Source organism: Vibrio sp. A37, from assembly GCF_059777565.1.
Genome location: NZ_JBLNLI010000001.1, coordinates 721,305 through 741,717 on the forward strand (window position 1 = coordinate 721,305; position 20,413 = coordinate 741,717).

General features: G+C 39.8%; 21 protein-coding genes. 13 read left to right on the forward strand and 8 right to left on the reverse strand.

All coding sequences use genetic code 11. The features are described 5' to 3' along the window. Positions 1 to 114: 114 nt before the first annotated feature. From thrS to rplT, 4 genes are all read left to right on the forward strand, one after another. Positions 115 to 2,043 carry a threonine--tRNA ligase gene (gene thrS, locus ACM2FC_RS03055; protein ID WP_498479354.1) on the forward strand — a complete coding sequence of 643 codons (1,929 nt, stop codon included), beginning with the start codon at positions 115 to 117 and terminating at the stop codon, positions 2,041 to 2,043. A gap of 3 nt (positions 2,044 to 2,046) precedes the next feature. Continuing rightward, positions 2,047 to 2,598 (forward strand): translation initiation factor IF-3, encoded by a 552-nt coding sequence (gene infC, locus ACM2FC_RS03060; RefSeq protein ID WP_237360729.1) that lies wholly within the window; start codon positions 2,047 to 2,049, stop codon positions 2,596 to 2,598. Positions 2,599 to 2,716: 118 nt separating this feature from the next. After that, positions 2,717 to 2,911: a 50S ribosomal protein L35 gene (gene rpmI / locus ACM2FC_RS03065; protein WP_004401085.1), complete on the forward strand. Its 195-nt coding sequence runs from the start codon at positions 2,717 to 2,719 to the stop codon at positions 2,909 to 2,911. A gap of 40 nt (positions 2,912 to 2,951) precedes the next feature. After that, positions 2,952 to 3,305 carry a 50S ribosomal protein L20 gene (gene rplT, locus ACM2FC_RS03070; RefSeq protein ID WP_073605034.1) on the forward strand — a complete coding sequence of 118 codons (354 nt, stop codon included), beginning with the start codon at positions 2,952 to 2,954 and terminating at the stop codon, positions 3,303 to 3,305. A gap of 74 nt (positions 3,306 to 3,379) precedes the next feature. Here the strand turns inward: rplT and ACM2FC_RS03075 are convergent, their stop codons facing one another. Together ACM2FC_RS03075 and tssM are read right to left on the reverse strand one after the other, a co-directional pair. Then, entirely contained in the window at positions 3,380 to 3,832 is a 453-nt protein-coding gene (locus tag ACM2FC_RS03075) for an Lrp/AsnC family transcriptional regulator (protein WP_498479355.1), read from the reverse strand. A 25-nt stretch (positions 3,833 to 3,857) separates the two neighbouring features. Next, positions 3,858 to 7,256 (reverse strand): type VI secretion system membrane subunit TssM, encoded by a 3,399-nt coding sequence (gene tssM / locus ACM2FC_RS03080; RefSeq protein ID WP_498479356.1) that lies wholly within the window; start codon positions 7,254 to 7,256, stop codon positions 3,858 to 3,860. 684 nt (positions 7,257 to 7,940) lie between these two features. Between tssM and ACM2FC_RS03085 the strand changes: the two genes are divergently transcribed. From ACM2FC_RS03085 to icmH, 5 genes are read left to right on the forward strand one after another with little or no spacing between them, the layout of a single operon-like run. Next, on the forward strand, positions 7,941 to 8,543 hold the full coding sequence (locus ACM2FC_RS03085; RefSeq protein WP_498479357.1) for a hypothetical protein: 603 nt from the start codon (positions 7,941 to 7,943) through the stop codon (positions 8,541 to 8,543). Positions 8,544 to 8,552: 9 nt separating this feature from the next. Then, complete coding sequence (locus tag ACM2FC_RS03090; RefSeq protein ID WP_498479358.1) at positions 8,553 to 9,917, forward strand: FHA domain-containing protein; 1,365 nt, start codon at positions 8,553 to 8,555, stop codon at positions 9,915 to 9,917. Beyond that, positions 9,910 to 10,410, forward strand: coding sequence for a type VI secretion system lipoprotein TssJ (gene tssJ / locus ACM2FC_RS03095; protein WP_498479359.1), 501 nt, complete (start codon positions 9,910 to 9,912; stop codon positions 10,408 to 10,410). The genes ACM2FC_RS03090 and tssJ overlap by 8 nt, the downstream gene beginning before the upstream one ends. Before the next feature lie 10 nt (positions 10,411 to 10,420). After that, entirely contained in the window at positions 10,421 to 11,746 is a 1,326-nt protein-coding gene (tssK, locus tag ACM2FC_RS03100; protein ID WP_498479360.1) for a type VI secretion system baseplate subunit TssK, read from the forward strand. After that, positions 11,743 to 12,534 carry a type IVB secretion system protein IcmH/DotU gene (icmH, locus tag ACM2FC_RS03105; RefSeq protein WP_498479361.1) on the forward strand — a complete coding sequence of 264 codons (792 nt, stop codon included), beginning with the start codon at positions 11,743 to 11,745 and terminating at the stop codon, positions 12,532 to 12,534. Before tssK ends, icmH begins: the two co-directional genes overlap by 4 nt. A gap of 15 nt (positions 12,535 to 12,549) precedes the next feature. On the opposite strand, the gene ACM2FC_RS03110 is transcribed toward icmH, so the two are convergent. The 5 genes from ACM2FC_RS03110 to ACM2FC_RS03130 form a co-directional block, all read right to left on the reverse strand. Next, complete coding sequence (locus ACM2FC_RS03110; RefSeq protein WP_498479362.1) at positions 12,550 to 13,476, reverse strand: DMT family transporter; 927 nt, start codon at positions 13,474 to 13,476, stop codon at positions 12,550 to 12,552. A 391-nt stretch (positions 13,477 to 13,867) separates the two neighbouring features. Continuing rightward, positions 13,868 to 14,230 carry a glutathione S-transferase N-terminal domain-containing protein gene (locus ACM2FC_RS03115; protein WP_498479363.1) on the reverse strand — a complete coding sequence of 121 codons (363 nt, stop codon included), beginning with the start codon at positions 14,228 to 14,230 and terminating at the stop codon, positions 13,868 to 13,870. A gap of 204 nt (positions 14,231 to 14,434) precedes the next feature. Beyond that, a complete protein-coding gene (locus ACM2FC_RS03120; RefSeq protein ID WP_498479364.1) occupies positions 14,435 to 14,962 on the reverse strand; it encodes a hypothetical protein in 528 nt (175 codons plus the stop codon). Further along, positions 14,955 to 15,497 carry a YaeQ family protein gene (locus tag ACM2FC_RS03125; protein ID WP_498479365.1) on the reverse strand — a complete coding sequence of 181 codons (543 nt, stop codon included), beginning with the start codon at positions 15,495 to 15,497 and terminating at the stop codon, positions 14,955 to 14,957. Before ACM2FC_RS03125 ends, ACM2FC_RS03120 begins: the two co-directional genes overlap by 8 nt. Positions 15,498 to 15,557: 60 nt before the next feature. Beyond that, positions 15,558 to 15,767 (reverse strand): cold-shock protein, encoded by a 210-nt coding sequence (locus tag ACM2FC_RS03130; RefSeq protein WP_047047292.1) that lies wholly within the window; start codon positions 15,765 to 15,767, stop codon positions 15,558 to 15,560. Between the two features lie 448 nt (positions 15,768 to 16,215). On the opposite strand from ACM2FC_RS03130, the gene ACM2FC_RS03135 reads away from it, so the two are divergent. Next, positions 16,216 to 16,407 carry an alternative ribosome-rescue factor A gene (locus tag ACM2FC_RS03135; protein WP_498479366.1) on the forward strand — a complete coding sequence of 64 codons (192 nt, stop codon included), beginning with the start codon at positions 16,216 to 16,218 and terminating at the stop codon, positions 16,405 to 16,407. 111 nt (positions 16,408 to 16,518) lie between these two features. Here ACM2FC_RS03135 and ACM2FC_RS03140 read toward each other — a convergent pair whose 3' ends face one another. Then, complete coding sequence (locus ACM2FC_RS03140; protein WP_498479367.1) at positions 16,519 to 17,688, reverse strand: threonine/serine exporter family protein; 1,170 nt, start codon at positions 17,686 to 17,688, stop codon at positions 16,519 to 16,521. Between the two features lie 343 nt (positions 17,689 to 18,031). On the opposite strand from ACM2FC_RS03140, the gene ACM2FC_RS03145 reads away from it, so the two are divergent. The 3 genes from ACM2FC_RS03145 (at position 18,032) to ACM2FC_RS03155 (ending at position 20,361) form a co-directional block, all read left to right on the forward strand. After that, a complete protein-coding gene (locus ACM2FC_RS03145; protein WP_498479368.1) occupies positions 18,032 to 18,388 on the forward strand; it encodes an NADH:ubiquinone oxidoreductase in 357 nt (118 codons plus the stop codon). A 207-nt stretch (positions 18,389 to 18,595) separates the two neighbouring features. Next, complete coding sequence (locus ACM2FC_RS03150) at positions 18,596 to 19,765, forward strand: serine hydrolase (RefSeq protein WP_498479369.1); 1,170 nt, start codon at positions 18,596 to 18,598, stop codon at positions 19,763 to 19,765. Positions 19,766 to 20,013: 248 nt separating this feature from the next. Then, a complete protein-coding gene (locus ACM2FC_RS03155; RefSeq protein WP_498479370.1) occupies positions 20,014 to 20,361 on the forward strand; it encodes a helix-turn-helix domain-containing protein in 348 nt (115 codons plus the stop codon). The last annotated feature ends 52 nt before the right edge of the window (positions 20,362 to 20,413 follow it).

Sequence of the window (20,413 nt, forward strand, 5' to 3'; positions counted from 1 at the left end):
GTCAAATGCTCTCCACAGAATTTTGCGTTTTATCTCTTTATCTCAAATAGAGACAACGTCATTTAAACTGAACACGTGTTGCTTGGTGTGCAACACCACTGTAAAGGACAAATAATGCCTATTATTACTCTTCCTGACGGCAGTCAGCGTCAATTTGACAACCCTGTTTCTACTCTCGAAGTTGCTCAATCTATCGGTCCTGGTTTAGCGAAAGCAACCATTGCTGGACGTGTTGATGGCAATCGTGTTGATGCTTGTGATCTTATCGAAAGCGATGCGAGTTTAGAAATCATCACCGCTAAAGACGACGTTGATGGGTTAGAAATTGTTCGTCACTCTTGTGCGCACTTACTTGGTCATGCAATTAAGCAGCTTTATCCAGAAGCGAAAATGGCGATTGGTCCAACCATCGACAGCGGCTTCTATTATGATATCGACTTGGAGCACTCTCTAACGCAAGAAGATTTAGAAAAAATCGAAAAGCGCATGAAAGAGCTTGCGAAGACGAAGTATCAAGTCATCAAGAAAAAAGTAAGTTGGCAAGAAGCGCGCGATACATTTGAATCTCGTGGCGAAACTTACAAGATGGAAATCTTAGACGAAAACGTATCAAGAGACGATCGTCCGGGCTTATATCATCACGAAGAATATATCGATATGTGTCGTGGACCACACGTACCACATATGGGCTTTTGTCAGCACTTCACTCTATTAAATGTTGCTGGCGCATACTGGCGTGGTAATAGCGACAACAAGATGCTGCAACGTATTTACGGCACAGCTTTCCATGACAAAAAAGCGCTAAAAGCGCATCTCACTCGTCTAGAAGAAGCCGCAAAACGTGACCACCGTAAGATTGGTAAGCATCTTGACTTGTTCCACATGCAGCAAGAAGCTCCGGGTATGGTGTTCTGGCACCACAATGGTTGGTCTATTTTCCGCGATCTTGAAGTGTTCGTACGTGAAAAGCTGACAGAATACGGTTATCAGGAAGTAAAAGGCCCATTGATGATGGATCGCGTTCTATGGGAACGCTCTGGTCACTGGGACAAATACGCGGAAGCGATGTTCACAACTTCTTCAGAGAACCGTGAATACGCAATCAAGCCAATGAACTGCCCTGGTCATGTACAGATTTTCAACCAAGGTTTGAAATCTTACCGTGATTTACCACTACGCATGGCTGAGTTTGGTTCATGTCACCGTAACGAGCCGTCAGGTGCACTGCACGGTATTATGCGTGTACGTGGATTTACTCAAGATGACGCACATATCTTCTGTACTGAAAACCAAATACAAGAAGAAGTGACTGCTTGTATCAAGATGGTTTATGACGTGTACAACACGTTCGGCTTCGACAATATCGTGGTTAAGTTGTCTACTCGCCCTGAAAAGCGAGTTGGTTCAGATGAAATCTGGGACAAGTCAGAAGAAGCGCTGAAAGAGTCGCTGAACTCAATGGATATTCCATTTGAAATTCAAGAAGGCGAGGGTGCATTCTATGGACCGAAGATCGAATTCACGCTTTATGATTGTCTAGATCGTGCCTGGCAGTGTGGGACGGTTCAGCTAGACTTCAACCTACCGGGTCGTCTTGGTGCAACTTACGTTGGTGAGAACAACGAACGTAATGTGCCAGTGATGATTCACCGTGCAATTTTAGGTTCACTGGAAAGATTCATCGGCATTCTTATTGAAGAATACGCAGGCTTCTTCCCAACGTGGTTGGCACCAGAGCAAGCAGTAATAATGAATATTACTGACAAGCAGTCGAATTACGTTCAAGAAGTTGCACAAAAACTACAAAAAAGTGGAATTAGAGCCAAAGCGGACTTGAGAAATGAGAAGATTGGCTTTAAAATCCGCGAACATACTTTGAAGCGTGTTCCGTATATGCTGGTTTGTGGCGACCAAGAAATGGAAGCTGGAGAAATTGCAGTACGTACACGTAAAGGTAAAGACCTAGGCAAGTTTAAAGTGGATGACTTTATCTCATACATCCAAGCCGAGGTTTCTACCCGTAAGCTCAATCTGGAGGAATAAACTATTAAAGGCGGAAGACGTGGCCAACAACCGGCCAAACAAAACCAGCACAGACTAAACGGTGAAATTCGTGGCGTACGTGAAGTTCGTTTAACTGGTGCTGACGGTGAGTCCGTTGGTGTTGTATCAATCAACGCAGCACTAGAAGCAGCTGATGAAGCTGGTATGGATCTCGTAGAGATCAGCCCTAACGCCGAGCCACCAGTTTGTCGTGTGATGGACTATGGCAAGTTCCTCTTCGAGAAGAGCAAAGCTGCTAAAGAGCAGAAGAAAAAACAAAAGCAGATCCAGATTAAGGAAGTAAAATTCCGCCCTGGAACTGATATAGGAGACTATCAGGTAAAACTACGCAACCTGACGCGTTTCCTAGAAGACGGCAACAAAGTGAAGGTAACAATTCGCTTCCGTGGCCGTGAAATGGCGCACCAAGATATCGGTGTTGACGTTCTTAATCGATTGAAAGAAGACACAGCTGAATTAGCAGTGGTGGAGTCTTTCCCAAATCGTATCGAGGGCCGTCAAATGATTATGGTGCTAGCCCCTAAGAAGAAGTAATTAACGGCTTACAAGTAATAAACCCTGTCGTTGACCTTTCACAAGAAGGAAAGTGGCGGGGTTTTATTCGCCCTAATTACATTGTTAATTAAACTATCACAATGCGGAGTTATTCATCATGCCTAAGATGAAAACCAACAAAGGTGCTGCTAAGCGTTTCAAGAAAACTGCTGGTGGTATTAAGTACAAGCACGCTACTAAACGTCACATCCTGACTAAGCGTACTACTAAGAACAAGCGTCAACTACGTCCAAACGCAATCCTTCCTAAATGTGAAGTGGCTGCAGTTGTTCGTATGATGCCATACGCTTAATTCTTTTTAGTTTATTATCGTTTAGTTTAGGAGAAGCATAATGCCTCGCGTAAAACGTGGTGTACAAGCTCGTGCACGTCATAAGAAAGTTCTAAAACAAGCTAAAGGTTACTACGGAGCACGTTCACGTGTTTACCGCGTAGCTTTCCAAGCTGTTACTAAAGCTGGTCAATACGCATACCGTGACCGTCGCAATAAGAAACGTCAATTCCGTCAACTTTGGATTGCACGTATCAATGCAGCATCTCGTCAAAATGGTCTATCTTACAGCCGTTTCATCAACGGTCTTAAGAAAGCATCTATCGAGATCGATCGTAAGATCCTTGCAGACATCGCAGTATTCGACAAAGCAGCATTTACTGTTTTAGTTGAAAAAGCGAAAGCAGCTCTTTAATTAGGACGCTGACTTGAACTTTGAAAAGGAGAACTTCGGTTCTCCTTTTTACTTTTCGCCGTTTTCTGTTGTTGCTACCTCGCAATCGGTTGGTGCCGTACGATTGTGTTGTTTAGGCTTTTAATTCCTTTAAACGACTCAATTTCATTGCACAGGTTATGAATGCAATGTAAATCGGGTGCTTCGATTAACGCAATGATGTCATATGTTCCACCAACAATACTTGTTAACCTAATTTCTGGGATTTCTCTCAGCGCATTAGTCACATCGTTTTTCTTACCTTTTTCACAGGATATAAGTAGGTAGCTTGCGGTTTTTCGTCCTTCGCTCTCAAACCTGATCTGCGCAGTGTAGCCTTTGATAATACCGCATCGTTCAAGCCTGTTAATCCGCTCAGCGACAGCCGTCCTAGACAAGCCAATATTCCTTGATAGATTTGCTATAGACTCTCGTCCATTAGACAACAGGTTCGAAAGTATTTTTCGGTCAAGTTTATCAAGCCCTTGCAAGCTAGTATTTGAAATCATTAGTAGTGCCTTCTGAAAGTTGTTTTTATAAAGTTATTTTTTTGGGTAGTGTAAAGTTGTATAGCTCTGACAATGTAAATGGGTTTTGTGATGTTAGTGGGCGAATTTGTAAACTTAGCTTTCGCCCTGATACGTTGATATTACTAATAAAGCTGCCGTTTTCTACTTGAGATATCGTGGAGTTATTTATTAATCTGAACAGCGCCCATTGACCTGTTTCACTCAATTCATGTTGCTTACCTTCATTGGTAATATCTTGAATAGTAATACTCGCGTTGAAGTTGCCACTTTCAGGTGGCCAGTGTAGTTCTCTGACTCTGCTTGGTCCTTGGTAGTAATGAATAGCTGTGTCAGCAAGATTTATATTGGCTCGAATAGCACTAGAATCTAAGTCCACAACTTTGGTAGTAAATGGTATGTAAAACTTATTGGTGCTTTTATTAATCAAGGTACCTTTGATGATATTGTAGTTTTTTAGCTGAACTAGGAGTGTCGGTGAAAGAGGCATTATCTGGCCTTCGACTTTTTTAGCCGTCCATAAATTGGGGTCGTAGAATGGGGCAAAATTGTCTTGTATAAAGCTATCTAGTATTCCGCCCGAAGAAAAAAGTTGTTCAAAGCCATCCATCGATACTTCTTCTGAGGAGGTCAGATCAAATGGGTATTTGTGTTGCCCTATTTGAGCATACTTACTATAGACTTGACTGTCCCATTTATTTTGGATACCAATTGCAGCTTCATGTATTAAAACAGACCAACTTTGTTTCACAATGCTCAGTAGCCAGCTTTTTACTGGTTCTGGTGATTTAAGTGCAATCTGTCGCAGTTGAATGATGGGATCTGAGTCAATTCCTTGCATTCTTGAGCGAGCAGCAGCAAGCGCTGCCAATTGAGGGTTTGGTGCGTCTGATATGTCCTTTAGAAATGCTCTAAGGCGACTCAGCGCGGTAATAGTCTCTTCCCAGGGTGTTGCTGTATTTTCAGTTTCTGCGACTTGTAGCTGGTTAATTGAGGAAAATGCACGCTCTACACGCCTCATTGGATCTCGGGTTAGGTAGTCAGCGTTGCCGATTAGTTCGGACGCGCTAGTAGTGATGTTTTGCGTCAGTACGTTTGACTCACTTACTAACTTATCCAAGCTATTCAGTGGCGTAAAGTGGGTGTTTGAATAGACTTGGTTGAGAACATTGGTAAATGGTGACGAAGGACCAGAGATTAAATCTACCGCACTATTTAAGTCTCGAATGTTGTCATAGTGCTTCACTTTCAACTCGCTTAGTGCATTTCGCCAATGATTTATATAATCGTCGATGTATTTTTGCCGAACTTTATCTTTAAAGCTTTCCTGCTCTTTTTGGCTGGGTATAACATTATCGGATAATCCTAAAACCCAGTTATCAGCGATTACTCTTTGCGACATCATATCGACTTGTGGTTCATAAAAAGTTGTAAAGCCTGTTGAAGTGAAGAGTTTGCTAAACTCCAGTTTTTTCTCATGCGGTTTTTCATCAAATACATTATTGAATGAGAAGCCGATGGCTCGGCGAAGGTTTAGAGTACCAATATCATTGTGATTCGTTTGATACAGAATTTGTGAATAAACTAAGTCCACATTAGGTTTGGCTAACAGTTTTCTTCGGGCCGATCGAACAAGATCCATATCTACATCAACAGAGGAAAAAGAGGTTTTAAAATAAGCGGTTAAATATTTAATTACTTGTCGATTGAGTATCTGGTTATCACTATGCTTCGCTAAAACAGCTTCGGTTTGTTTCAGTAAGAAAGAGGTCTCCCTCTTATCTTGATACTTTAGCATCAAGTAGCCTTTTAGAAGAGGTAGGGTTTGCTCAGTACTTACTAAGGAATCTTTTAGTTGTCGCTTGTAACTGTTTTCTATAATCGGCATTAATTTCGAGGATATGATCGTGATTAATGAGGAATAGGCGAGCTTGGTTGTATCCTCAAGCCGACTCACGTTTAATGCTACTAGTTCTCGCTCTAATGCATGACTACCAATTAACCAGGCCTGATAAGTTGGATCGATAGATAGGCTTGCATCTAGCAACGCATCGGCAACTGTGCTCGTGTCCGTGTGCTTAGTTGTCGATTCAACGCTAAGAAGTTGATTTATTAGTTGTAAATTAGAGATAAGCGTATTAGATAAGAAGAAGCCTAATACAGAAACAAGACCCACCGCAGAAGCAATAGAGAGGTAACTTCGCTTTCTAATCTTAGCTAAATAGCCTTTGTTTTCTTGACCATAGTCCAGTTCAGGTAAGATTTGGGATTCAACAAGAAACCGGGTAAAGTACGGAATTTCATATAGCTGCGAATGCTCGGAAGCAATAATCGGAACATTAAAATAGTTGCTGCAGCTTTTCGCTAACAAATTGTACTTCCTACCACCCTGCATACTAGAAACAAAGAACATAGCTCGAAGCTCTATATAGAAGTGACCTTCTTTCGCTTGGTGAAGCGCGTCGACCACTTTTGTAACAAGGTCTTCACATAGTTCAAACTGTTTGGGGAAGGCCAAAATAGCCTTATTCTCATCGCTATTTCCAGAAACAGAAGATGAATCTAGGGAGTTTGCTTCCAGCACTTTAACCAATGCTTTGTAGCTGGTTTGAAAGTGATTAATGAGTGTTCCTTTACAATCTTTAAACTTAATTGGTAGGTACTCAGTGCAAGACTTTAATGGGCTATAGTGTGCATATTCCTTAAACCCTTCCAACTTATCCAGTTTAGTCAATATTAGATAAGTTGGTAATGCCGAAAGGGTAAGCTCCCCCAACATAGTCAATTCGTTTCTGATCGTACTAATAGTATGATTTATATGTTCTTCTTCATTTACAATAAGGAATTCAAAATCAACTAAGATCAAGCAGCCAGCTAAAGGTTTGCGTGGCTTAGAAGCAATGAGTTCATCAATGAAAGTACGCCACAATGGAGAGTCAAACTTTGGCGATTCTTGGAAAGTTAGCTTATCAGTAGGCTCGATGTATACAGCTTGGCTTGATTCATACCAAGTGAAGTAGTCATTGCAATATGTACCTGATACATCGATAGTTTTTATCGTATGTGAAGTGTGTATAAAAGTAGATTTTCCTGAGGACTTGGGGCCCATCACCAAATAAGTTGGTTTGCTGCGAGAATTTTCTAGCAATGGTTTAAGGATGGATGAAACTGAGTCAGCTTCTGTGGTCAAGCCCTCCATATCTTGCTTTTCATGCGCAACTTTTTTCCACAAAAAAATATTGAATGCTAGGCATACAGAGCACAACAGTATGATGCTCGCGATTGGAGCGGCTATATGAAGCGTCGGAAAGTAGAAATAATAAATAAGTGCAACGGAAGTTATCGCTAATATCGATAGAAAAATAGAAATGAAAACCGTGCTTTTTTTTGATTTTATTCTAATCATGTCTATAGAAAAATTTAAAATTAAGATTTACTAAGTAATTGCTATACAATTTTTATACGGCCATTACTTAACTACTATTAAACGAAATCAGTAAGGGGATATTTCCACTTAGATGTAATGAAATTAAAGTAGATCGAGGTTAACATAGAAGTTTTCTTTTCATTAAAATATAAAAACATCAATATGAATCATTCCATTTACTAATAAGATATATCTTGATAGACGCATCACGCCAAAAAATGTAGCCTAATTAATATTGTTCTTTTCATGGAAAGTAACATAACTAAATTGTGTTATTGACACTTTATTGACATTTAAATATCAAAATGTGTCATTCATCATAAAAATAATTAATCATCTTAATGCTCTTGTTAAGTAGAGGATCAATTAATGTTAGCTAGGGTTTGATGTACTTAATTTTACTAAAGGATTATTTGGTAAGCTTGGCTTTCTTCTCATGGTTAGTAGCATGTTTGTCTACTTTATGTTCTAGTTAGTATAACCAACCTGATAGTTACTATAACTATTTTATATGGCATTCTGCTATTTTTCTTGTTGAGTAGAACTTCATTATTGAAATAAAAAAACTTGTTGGTATGGTGCGTGGTCTCTATGGATGTATTCTAAGTTCAATTGATTTCTTACTTAATTAACTTGATCGGAAAGTTGTAAAAAGAGACAGGGATGTACAAGGCTTTTCATATTTTATGTGCACTTATATTATGTGTTATATCGATATCTACCTTTGCAAAAGGTGAAAGATATGGTGGCACGTTAGCACTAATGAATATAGATAGTATAAATTATAATCAAGGTGAAAGTGGCTCTGAAGCTATAGCGAGTTTTGGTTTAGCTTACACGACTCCCATTGATGAAAATAATAATCGTTGGCGCTGGTGGCTAGGTTTGAATTACCTGAGTGATTCTATCAATGCTCCATCTAATGGAATTTATCAAGAGCTGACAAGTTACGAACTTCGTATAGTTCCTCAATATGCGCTGGGAAGTATGGGTTGGATTACTCCATTTGTTGGTGCCGGCGTTTCAGCAGCGTACGTAAACTACGGAAACCGTTGGGTTGTCGATGGTGATGGGTATAAGTATGGTGCCCAGTTAGAAGACATCTCTCAATTTGAATTTAGGATTGCGGCGAATCTTGGTTCAGTAATTAAGTTAGGCTCTAATCCAAATTCCCATATTCAAATCATTCCTCAGATTAGTTACTTGCTTCCCGTTTATAACGATGGAGTTGGAGGTTTGGAGCTCTCGTTGTCGCTTTTGTTCTAAGAGGTTGTTATGTCTTTATGCCAGCTGATATTGAATATTACTAAGAGTCCAGAAGAATATAAAGGGTCAAAGCATATTGAGATCCCAGCTTCTGGTGGAACGATAGGGCGCGCATCAGGGTGTGTTGTTACATTAGCAGATAGCGACCGATTTATCTCTAGTATTCATGGCATGTTCACAAGCTATAGTGATGCATATTATTTTAGCGACGTCAGTACCAATGGAACGTCTATAAACGGTCAGCGAGTTTTAGCTAACCAGCCCATACCTTTGTGTGACAGCGATTTATTATCTTTCGGTAGGTATCAAATCACGGTTAGTATTGTGCCGATTTCGGACAATATTGATATTGCAGTTGATATCGAACCGAATCGAAACTCGCCCGATCCTCTAGAAAATCTTGGTGTGTTACCCAGTGATCGCAATGAAACAGAGCTAAGAAGTAAAGAAAGTGCAACCGGGGAGTTTTTTGGAGAGCCTGTAAATAGCCACTCTACTCAAGATCCGATTGAGTGCTTGGGTACGCAAAGTTGTTCTAATGACGCTATCTTGTTGCAAAGTGATGAGCAACCCAGCATCGCAACTAGGGGAGATGTCAATCGCAGACAAATGGCAGACGATAGCAATAGCGTTGACGCTCATTTCGATACCAGCCAACTTATTCCAGATAATTGGTTGGTATGTTCAAACTCAAAGAGCAATCGAGGTAAGAACAGTTATAACGTACCTATGCAACATATCTCCACGAATACGAGAACGGATGATGTACTCGAGCAAGAATCAACTTCTGTGAAGATGTCGTCTACAAAGGCGAAATTTCAATCAGACAATGTCATTGAAAATGAAGCGAATTGCTTGCGAGCGTTTGCCAAAGGCTTGGGCTTCGACAGTGAGACACTTTTATCCCAAACACCTTTATTTTTCTCGAGTATGGGGCAATGTTTACGCGCTTGTATTCAGCAACTAGAAGAAAAGCTTATTGAAATAAACGATATAAAAACTATCGATTCTGATGATGTAGAGCAAGAGTCATTTAATATTTTAGAAGTGATGCTCGAACTACATAAGAAAGACTTGCTTTCACCGAATGAGCTTTTTGAGCAGGTCATTGAAGAAATAAAACAACACGAATCTGACTATATATCTTCCATCAATCGAGTGTTGGCTGACACTATTCGAGAACACATACCTATTTATCACAATGAAAACAGATTACAAAACAAGACTAAATTCTGGATGAGGTTACGTTTGTGGCAGGCACTAAATAGAGTGGATGGCGATGAGCTGCTAAAGCAAATAAATATTAGTGATCTTGAAGTTAAGAATAGAATAAAAAATTTTTATAATCAAAAAGTTAAGGGACGGTATGCGTAGTTTGTTTATCGTGACATTAGTACTGATGTTATCCAGCTGCAGTATATGGCAGCAATTTAAACAATCTTCGGGCCTGACACCGGAAACATCTTCTGCAGAGCTCGTTATTGAAGCGTCAGAAAGCCTGAATGTTAGGAGTAGTGGTCAATCATCTCCGGTGATCTTGAGAGTGTATGAATTGAGCTCACCAGTGCTATTTCGAAGCCTAGATTTTTTTGCTTTATTTGAAGATGACAAGATGTCTTTAGGAGATGAATACATTAAGCGATATGAATTTGAACTTCAGCCAGGACAAAAAATTCATCAGACTATAGTACTTGACTCCAATACGCGCTCTCTAGGGCTTGCTGCCGCATTCCGTAATATTAATGGCTCATCTTGGCGAAAAGTAGAATTGATTGATGCAAAAAGCGAGTACTTTATGCGTATTCATGTTGAAGAAAGTGAAATAGCCATCGATAACTCTCGTGGTATCGAACAAACCTACTTTTAAGGAAAAGTGTATGTCGTTATATAACCCTGTGGTGTGGCAAGATGGGATGTTCATGAAGCCCCAGCATTTCCAACAGCTGGAGCGAAGTCAAAAGAAGTCACTTAATCTGTTCAATGCTTACAATACTCCTTTACATTGGGGTATAAGACAGATAGAGGTAAATAATGAGCTTTTGGCTTTAGGTAAAGTAGGCCTCACCAAGGTAGAAGGTATCTTTCAAGATAGAACACCATTTGAATTACCTGTACTCGCTGATTTACCAACGGTGCTGGAGGTACCTTCTTCAATTACGGACAAGATAATTTATATATGCTGTCCATTGCCTTCTGATAAATCGGAGTTATTTGGCGAGAAAGGCGATCATTCGAGATACTCTATGCATATTCAAGAGGCAATCGATTCGTGTTTCAATAATGCTGATGTTGCCAACATCACCGTAGGAAAGTTGAATTTCAAGCTGATGTATGAAGACGAAGATAGAAGCTCCTACACATCCCTACCTATTTTAAAAATTGCCGAAGTTTCCCCTGAGGGAAAAGTGGTACTAGATAGAACGTTTATCCCACCTTGTATCGACATCCAAGCATCGGAAGTACTGAAGCAGTTTACAATTGAGTTTGCGACTGTCATTCAGCATAAAGCTGAAACTATCGTTCGTCGGTTAGGTGAAGTGGATCAACATGGTGTTTCTTCTGTCTCCGATTTTATGTTGTTACAGGTATTAAATCGCTATGAGCCTTTGTTTTGGCATATTGCAAATATTGAAGGTGTGCATCCAGAATCTTTCTATCAGCTACTGATACAAGCAGAAGGTGAATTTTCGACACTTTGCTCTGTAGAAAAGCGCCCACGAGAATTTGTCCAATATCGCCATCACGATTTGACCAACTGTTTTAGCTTATATCTCAACCAATTAAAGTCTGCTTTGAGTGTCGTTTCCGATCAGAGAGCTATTCCTTTACCTTTAAAAGAGCAAAATTTTGGCATTCGTACTGCGACAATCACAGACCCCAAAATTGTTGAGAATATGACATTTATACTGGCGGTGAAAGCAGATGTGACGGTTGATACCCTTCATACACAATTTATTAGCCAAACAAAGCTTGGAGCTGTAGACAACATTCGAGATTTGATTAACTTGCAACTCCCAGGTATAGCGCTCAAAGCTATGCCAGTTGTACCTAGGGCTCTTCCATATCATGCGGGTTACACTTATTTTGAATTAGATAAAGCTAGTGACGAATGGCAGTTTCTACATTCAAGTTCAGCTTTGGCAGTTCATATAGCGGGGGAGTTTAAAGGTTTGTCTTTGCAACTATGGGCGGTTCGCTTATGAGTTATATAGATAACGATTCAACAGTTGTCCTCTATCAACCTGAGCCAGGTAAGCCTATGGAGGTTATGCCTGCACCAGACTTATCACGAAATATTGTCGCAGAAGGCTTGGATATTAAAGCGATAGGAATTAATCCACTTGTCGATCAATTCTCTTGGTTGGTGGCTACCTTAACCTGTATTTCTTCAATCCCTTGGTTAGAAGACCCCATGCCTTTGAGAGAACAAATGGCTCAAGAAGTTCGCCAAGGAGAGCGGAAGCTCAATGAAATGGATGTCGATCGCGCTTCTATTTTAGTCATTCGATATTGTTTGTGTTCTGCTCTTGATGAATCAGTGTGTGCTAAGGAGTGGGGAGAGAAGAGCCGTTGGAGTCAAAATAGTTTGTTGTCTGAATTTCACAATGAAACGTCAGGCGGTGAGAAGTTTTTTTTGATATTGGATAGACTGAAATCAGAGCCAAAGAAATATCGTTATCTCATTGAGTTTCTCTATCTCTTGCTACAGCTAGGGTTTAAAGGAAAATATGGAAGAGAAGAGAGGGGGAATGAAAGGCTAAACGACATTGCAAGTACTGTTTATGGACTTATTCGAGATGATAGACTCGCTGATCAAGAGAAACCTAGATTGAAACATGTTAAAACTGAGTGGTTGAAAACTCCCTTGAAAACAGTCGTTTCACCTAGAGTCACGTTTTACATTTCAGGGGTTTTGGCAGCGAGTATGTACATCGCCACCTATTTCATTATTGATATAAAATTTATGCAGTTAACTCAGCTGTATTCGTAAACTGAAATAGTGAGCCTATGAAGACTTACTTTGGTTGAGTAAGAATATCGAATACATGACTAGTAGAAGCCCTATAAAATTGTAGACAGTGAATGTTTCTCCAAGAACTAAGACAGCAGCTAGAGTAGTGATCGTTGGCCCAATATTGTTTGAAAGGCTCACATCTTGAGGTGACAAACGAGACAGAGCCGCTCCCATCATGTATGAAGGGATAACGGTGCACACAAGGCCAAGAGCAATACCCGTCGAGATTAGCTGGATACTCCAGTTTGATATGTTCGCATTAGAAACTGTCAGTTGAACAAGAATAGTGACGCCTGCACTCGCCATTGATAAGCTGGTAAATAGTGAACTTCCCATTTTGCTTATTAGTGTTTTACTAAATACGACAAAGAATGCAAACGCGATAGCTGAAGTGAGGACAAGCGTAGAGCCAATGGCTATTTTATCTCCTCCAAATTGAAAGTCGTGAATAAAAATAACGGCGACACCGATGTAGCCAATGAGAGTAGAAACAAGAGTACTATTATTTGGTCGTTGCTTAGATTTTACCCACACAATTAAAACGACAATCGTCGGATAAAGGAATAACAATAGGCGTTCAAGTTGAGCTGAAATATCTCTTAACGACAAAATATCAAGTAAGCTGGCAAGGTAGTAGCCAAGAATGCCGATACTTGCTGCTAACAGCCCATACCTCTTTGTTAACTCTCTATTCTGTTTATTACGAAGCAGAGCAAGTAAGGTGGTTATATAGATAGGCAAAGAGCAGAATGCTCTTAGCGCCATGATCGAAGTGGCGTTTCCCCCATAAGAATATGCAAGTTTAATTAGCACTGGTTTCAAAGAAAACAAAGTACAAGCCATTAGTGCATAGATAAATCCTACTACACGCACTGAAAATTGAAGCTGAAATTTTTTGCTGGATAAAGTGTTACTCATTCGTCTCGATCCTCGATGGGAGTGAGGCTACGAGAAGATAAAGATAGAGGAAATTAAACCTAGCTACGTCAACTCGTAGCCAGGCATGACATTACCTACCGGCTACAGGGCATAGTTGAGAGTGGCCAACGGGATGTCATGATTGTGAACATAATTTTTCCTTACTAGAAGAGTACATAAACTACAAAAAGATGAGATATGAGACAAGTGTTATTACTTGATTTTTTCTTAGGTGGTGAATGCTTGACTTGACGTACTTCATAGTGAGAGAGAAGGAACGCGAAAACTGAAACGAATATAGAGGTGCTAATTGATAAAGCAGGTAGAAAAAGGTTATTGAGCTTTGTGACCCAAGCAAATTAAAGCTTGGGTCTTATAATTTGTTCTATTCTTAATGGCTAAACTGCTTTTCTAAATAACTGACAATATCTGAAGACTCATATAACCATTTCACTTCACCATTTTGCTCGATACGTAAACAAGGCACTTTTGACTTGCCGCCTTGGCTGAGAAGTTCTTCACGGTACTTACTGTTATTTCTAGCGTCGCGTAACTCTATGTCTACAGATAAGCGCTTCATGGCCCTGCGAACCTTGACGCAGAAAGGACACGCATTAAATTGATATAGTGCTAAGTCTTTTGATTTGTCATTGACTATCTGTTGATCTTGCTCAGAACGTTTTATGCCTTTCGGGCTAAACACAAAATCCAACAATAAAATGAGCCTTCCTAGAAGCCATCGTACTAATTTCATAAGCTGATTACTCGTTTCGATAACATTTTTTATATACAAACGACCTGAATATTTTTTAATAGGTAGATTGATTTATGTGGTTTGCGCGTATTCTAACAGGGCTTATGGTGAAGAACCTACTGCTAATTGCTGGTGCTAGGCTTTTCTAGTCAATGAAACTAGTGCTGAGATATTTGAAACCGGAGTGAGTTTTTCCAACTTTCATTACTTATTGAGCCACTTTTTTAACCAGCTCATAGGCTTAGACTTGGACTTATGAAGCTCAAAACCAAGGTAATAGCTTTCAAGGAACTCGGTTCGTATCGTTTGCATTTGATTTGATGAAGTCGCCAAGGCTTGCGCTGTTTCTATGGCGTAATCATTCGACAAACTACATGCTAGCCCCAAATAGCCTTGTAAGTACAGCCATATGTGAGTGGTTAGGATTAGCTGATTTTGATCTTGGTAGTGAAATTTTTGGCTATGCTCCTTACTCACATTTTGCTCAAATACTTGTTGAAGTGCAGACGCTGTTTCAGCTTGTTTACGAAACCTATCAAGAGATTCGATATGTTGTTTGGTTGCAACTCCAAGCAAATGATTGGCTGGTGCCTTGTCAGGTTTGTTGGTGCAAGCTTTTTCATATAAGTCTTGGTTTTTATCACAGAACCATTGCCATACTTCTGGATATCTATCTATCACTCCCAAGTGACTGATTTGAATATCACTTAAGGCTTGCTTTAAGCTATTCATAGCTATGTAACTTCTTCCAGTGTAGACTGAATGAATGGGCTTCAAAGTCAATAAATATCGACTCATCCGATATCATTACAGACATATCCATACCACGAGTCAGTGAGTTCGCAATTTCTTCAATCATATCGTATTCAAATTGATGTACTTCGACATTATGGAAATCTGAGATTTGGCGATGATTCTGCTGCCACCATAGATCAGACTTAGAGTTGAAGCTAAAGATTTTAACCTGCTCGGCTTTGCGAGAAGCTTTTTTAACTCTATCTGCGTCTGGTTCACCCACATCAATCCAAAGTAAAATTTTGTCGTCAAGTGAATGTGACCATATATCAGGTTGGTCTGTAGTTGACAGGCCTTTAGCAAATTTCAATGCCGCCTGTGAGTTCAGGCAATAAGCCAATACTCTAGAGAGCATTCGTTGATTGTTTTCCGAAGGATGCTGAGCAACTGTCAATGAGAAGTTGTCATAGTGGTTATGATTTAGATCAGACAGAGAGATGCGAAATTTATAAATAGTAGGTTTAAGGGCCATAAGTCTTACCAAAAAAATAGCCAGCTCAAGGCTGGCTATTTTTTACAAAAAAGTTACCAATTACAGTACTTTGATGCTTTCAGCTTGTGGGCCTTTTTGACCTTGAGATACTACGAACTCAACTTTTTGGCCTTCAACAAGAGTACGGAAGCCGTCACCAGTGATAGCTGAGAAGTGAGCGAACACGTCTGGGCCGTTTTCTTGTTGAATGAAACCGAAACCTTTAGTTTCGTTGAACCACTTTACAGTACCAGTAACTGTGTTAGACATAATAAATATCCTAATTTAAACATATGGGCCGAATTCGGCGCGGATAGCGTGGAAAAGTAGATTGCTATTGCGTACGACACGACGGGGGAGTTACAAATAATCCAACGAAATGTATGTGTAAACAAAGAACTGCTTTCTAGCTGCAAACGAGTTTAGAGTAATGGCATTTCAAGTCAACGGATATTAGACGTGATCCTCACATTTTTCTATGTTTTCACCAAAAATTATGCGCTAGGTTTCATTTTTGAGAGGGAAAAATAGGAATTCATCACAATGAAACGTTTATTTGTTTAAAAATCTCATCACAATTCATTACTTAGGTTTGGGGATTTTACCAAAGTAATTCACAAAATAAATATTTTTATTAGCCCAGACCACTTCATTAGCTGTGATTCGAGGTGTTAAAATATCCACTGACAATATTACTTATTCAGAAAAGGGGAATTGGATGACCAAAAGTAATCAATCAAACCTATACGAATGTGAGTTTGAACGAGGCTGTATACAGGACAATGCTCTCAAAGCAGCTGTGACGAGTAAAGTTTTCAAGACAAGAGTAGTAAAAGCTAAAAAAGGTAAAGGTAGTTTCAGCCGAAAAATGAAACATAGAGGCAAAGAGCCCTATTCAAAAGCCGCGTAGTTGAGGTGTTTGAATAGGGCTTTTTAATGATTGTTAACTAGCGAGCCTATTGAAAAAGTTGACTTTACTGTACCCACATCCACCCATCACCCCGATAGGATTCAAGTGAATTTAGTTAGAGTAGCTCACTTTCGGAGAGTACATTGCGTACGCAGTAATTTGTCCTGCGACTATGGCTGAGAACATAAAAAAGGCCGATAATCCAATGCTAGGAATTGGCAAAATAGATTGCGAAAAAACCGACTGTCCAGCACTTACTAGCACACGGCTACCTGGAACTAAAATAATGATCCCTTGGACAATATATATTGAACCTGTTAGGTCCAGTCTTTTTGCAACCCAAGTACCATACAGTGTTATGAGTACAGTTGTAACCCAAGTTCCAACGACCCAGCCCCCTCCAAATTCTAGATAGAATGGCCCCCACATACCGATGACTGCAACAGGTAGGCCTATGACCATATCGATGGGCCGTGCATTGAATATTACTCCTATTGAGATGGATAGTAGAAAAAGCCCTGAAATATGTAGCCACAAAGGGATTTCATTAATGTAGAAGGTTGTAATGCTAGGGCCCCAAAGGGACTCGCCAAGATTTAGGCCAATGACAATTCCAACAAAGAGTTTTATCAATGTAAGGCCACTTTGACCAAGTAAGCTTGTACCAGATACTAGATCGTTGAATGCGAGGCATTCTAGTGAGTTTGCAATAGATAAGCCGGGTATAAATAGCACAATTGCAGCAATACATAGTGTCCAAGCAGGTACCGACAAACCCATACTAGCCACAAAAGCTACAAAAATACCGCTAAAAAGGGCGGCAAAAAACTCAACGGCCAGAGCTTGTCTATTTTTAAAGGTGACTTGGCAAAGCCAGACGATAAGCCCCAATATTGCAGACAGGTAGACTGCTTCTAAGGTACTACCCACTAACATTAAGTAGGCAGGTGGAATAGCGATGTTTGCAAGCGCAACAGTCCATTTAGAATAGCTAATTGCTGGCGAGATAGGTTCGTCACTAGGCTTATTAACTCGTTGTATGGTATTTACCAGCAAACTTAAATTAATCACTGCGGGCTTATGGCGCTTCATAATGACGGCATGATTTTCATCAGGAAATTGGTAATTAACGGTTGTTGGAGTGGCTTGCACCATAACGTCAATTTGATGCTTTTGAGCGTAATGTTGGGTGTATTTTTCAAGCTTATATGGAGCGCATCCGCTTTGATGAAGAGTATCTCCAATCTCCACTATCTTTTTAATTCTGTGTTGTGAAGGCATTTGTATAACGGCAAATTTTTATGTTGGCATAAAGTACCAAAGCGGCTCTAAAAACGCGAGTGTTGATGTATCACTCATTTGCATGTGTGATTTGTCACAATATTAAAAAAATCATATAGATGATTATGTTTTGTCTGCAAGAAGGATTTGGGGATTAATTGAGCTTTAAGGAATTATTTAGTAGAATTTTTTTCTATAAATTTTCTCTTGATAGGAAAGCGTTTGTAATATTTGGTAATACTTTTCTCTTGTTCTTTATTGAATGGATTACCTACTAATAGGATAATATCGGAAAATAAGATTTCACTTATTGATTTATTTTCTAATTATTTAGGGGTTGATGATGAAATTAGTACTGGTACTAATGGCAAGTGTTTCTGCGGGCGTGGCATCCTTCGATCATTGGCAATCGTTTATTCTCGGGCTTTCTATTGCAACTTTAGCTGTCGCTAGTTGCTACTGGTTCGCTTTTAGAAGTACACGCTTCCCTGAATTAGCTTTGCTTTTGTTACTATGTGGCATGTTAGCCAAACTGACAGTAACGGTGGTTGGAGTCGCATGGGGGCTTTCTGCAGACCTCATTACATCGCCAATTGTTTTTGCGTTGTCTTATTTATACTTTTCAATCGTGGCAACGTTTGTTTGGTTCACGTACAGAGACATCATTCAAAGAAAAATATCTGCGAAGCTAGCTAGCTGATAAATCGAAGCAACAAATACGTTTTTCTAAATCGCATTTTTAAAGGCCGCTTGTACATCTCAAGCGGTCTTTATGTATCAAAGTGTGATGAAATTTGAACTATTTGATATAAATATTGGTTTTAAGTAAAAAAACGTAAAATCTCCCTAAACCGTTAATCTCTTTTCTTGATACTCTTCAACTAGGTCAGTAATTTGGTAAGGCACTATGGATAAAACGTCGTTTGCCTCTGCAGTAATCTCATTCGCAGTGGCCTTAATTTCACCGCTCTCAATCGCTAGTCCAACAATTATTCCTTCCGCTCCGTCTCTGAGTGCGAAGGGGTATATTTTAATGGACTACAACACGGGTAAAGTTTTAGTAGAAAAAAATGCCGATATTCGATTAAATCCGGCAAGTTTAACAAAGCTTATGACCGCTTATGTTGCCGGTCAGGAGATGAACAGCGGCAACATTGGTAAAGGTGACGTTGTCGTCATAAGCCAAAATGCTTGGGCAAAAAACTTTCCTGATTCATCGAAGATGTTTATCGAAGTTGGTACTAAGGTGTCCATGGATGACTTGTATCGCGGCTTAATCGTTCAATCTGGAAATGATGCAAGTGTTGCTATCGCTGAACATGTCGCCGGATCGGAAAAGGCTTTTGTGGGGTTGATGAACTCTTGGGCGACTAAACTAGGCTTAAGTAAAACCAAATATACGAATCCGCATGGCTTAGATAGCCGAGGTCTGTATTCTACTCCTAGAGATATAGCATTGCTTGGCCAAGCGATTATAAGAGATTTACCTGATATTTACCCTTTATATAGTGAAACTGAGTTTACCTACAATGGCATCACACAATACAACCGTAACGGTTTGTTGCGAGATAGAAGCCTCAACGTGGATGGCATGAAAACTGGTTATACAAGTGGAGCAGGATATAACTTAGCGACGTCGGCTACTAATGGTGACATGCGTCTAATCTCAGTTGTGATGGGGTCTAAAAGTGCTAAGAGCCGAGAGATGGAAAGTAAACAGCTTCTAAGTTATGGCTTTCGATTCTTTGAGACAATTAAGCCAAGTGAAGCAGGCGAAGAAATTGCTGTCGCTAGAGTGTGGATGGGTAACCAAGATAAAGTGCCTGTTGGTTTAGATAAGCAGGTTTACATTACCTTACCTAAAAGTGAAGCAAGTAAATTGCATGCTACTGTCGAATACAACTTTGATATTAGTGCTCCGATTTCAAAAGGTGAGGTGTTGGGTAAAGTGATTTACAAGATCGGCAATGATCAGGTGAAAACCGCTGACTTAGTTGCTTTAAGCAACGTTGAAGAAGGTAGTTGGTTTAAGAGATTGACCGACTGGTTCAAAAAGTGGATATCAACCTGGTTTTAAACTCTGATATCTCTTAGGGCGTCTAACGGCTCACCTTATTCTGTTAGGCACCCAAGTAATCTAATGAGATGTTTTTCATGGAAATATATAGGTTGTAATAGCGAATACTAAAAATTATTGGTCCCATGTCTTTTTCCTAACAACATTCATCCAAATCTAACTGCATGTTGACAATATAAAACTGAGTTTTTTCGACACTGTAAAATTGAGATTTTTTGAATGTGTAGTTGTTTGCTGGAGGTTTGTAGATGGATTTTACCCAAGAAGATAGAGAAGCATTGAATGAAGTTTGGATGTCACAAAAAGCGAAAATGCGCTTAACGCAAATGGAAATGGTTAAAAGGCTTGGTTTATCTCAGTTAGAGTTTTCAAGGCTGCTACGTGGTATCACCCCGTTGTCGATGACGTTTGTTAGTGAATTTTGTGAGCAGTTACATGTTGATCCACGAAAAGTTATCCCATCACTTGTTCAAAACAATATGACCACACCTAAAGAAGTTCATTTAACAAGTAAAATGAGTGTCGATGGGGAGATCCAGCGAGCTTATATAGAGGGAAATAGTGTCATTGTTGAATATGTGCACCGAGCGTCATAGAATGCGTTCGTTTGCAAAGATGTATTGACTCTTAACCCCAGAAAACTTAGGC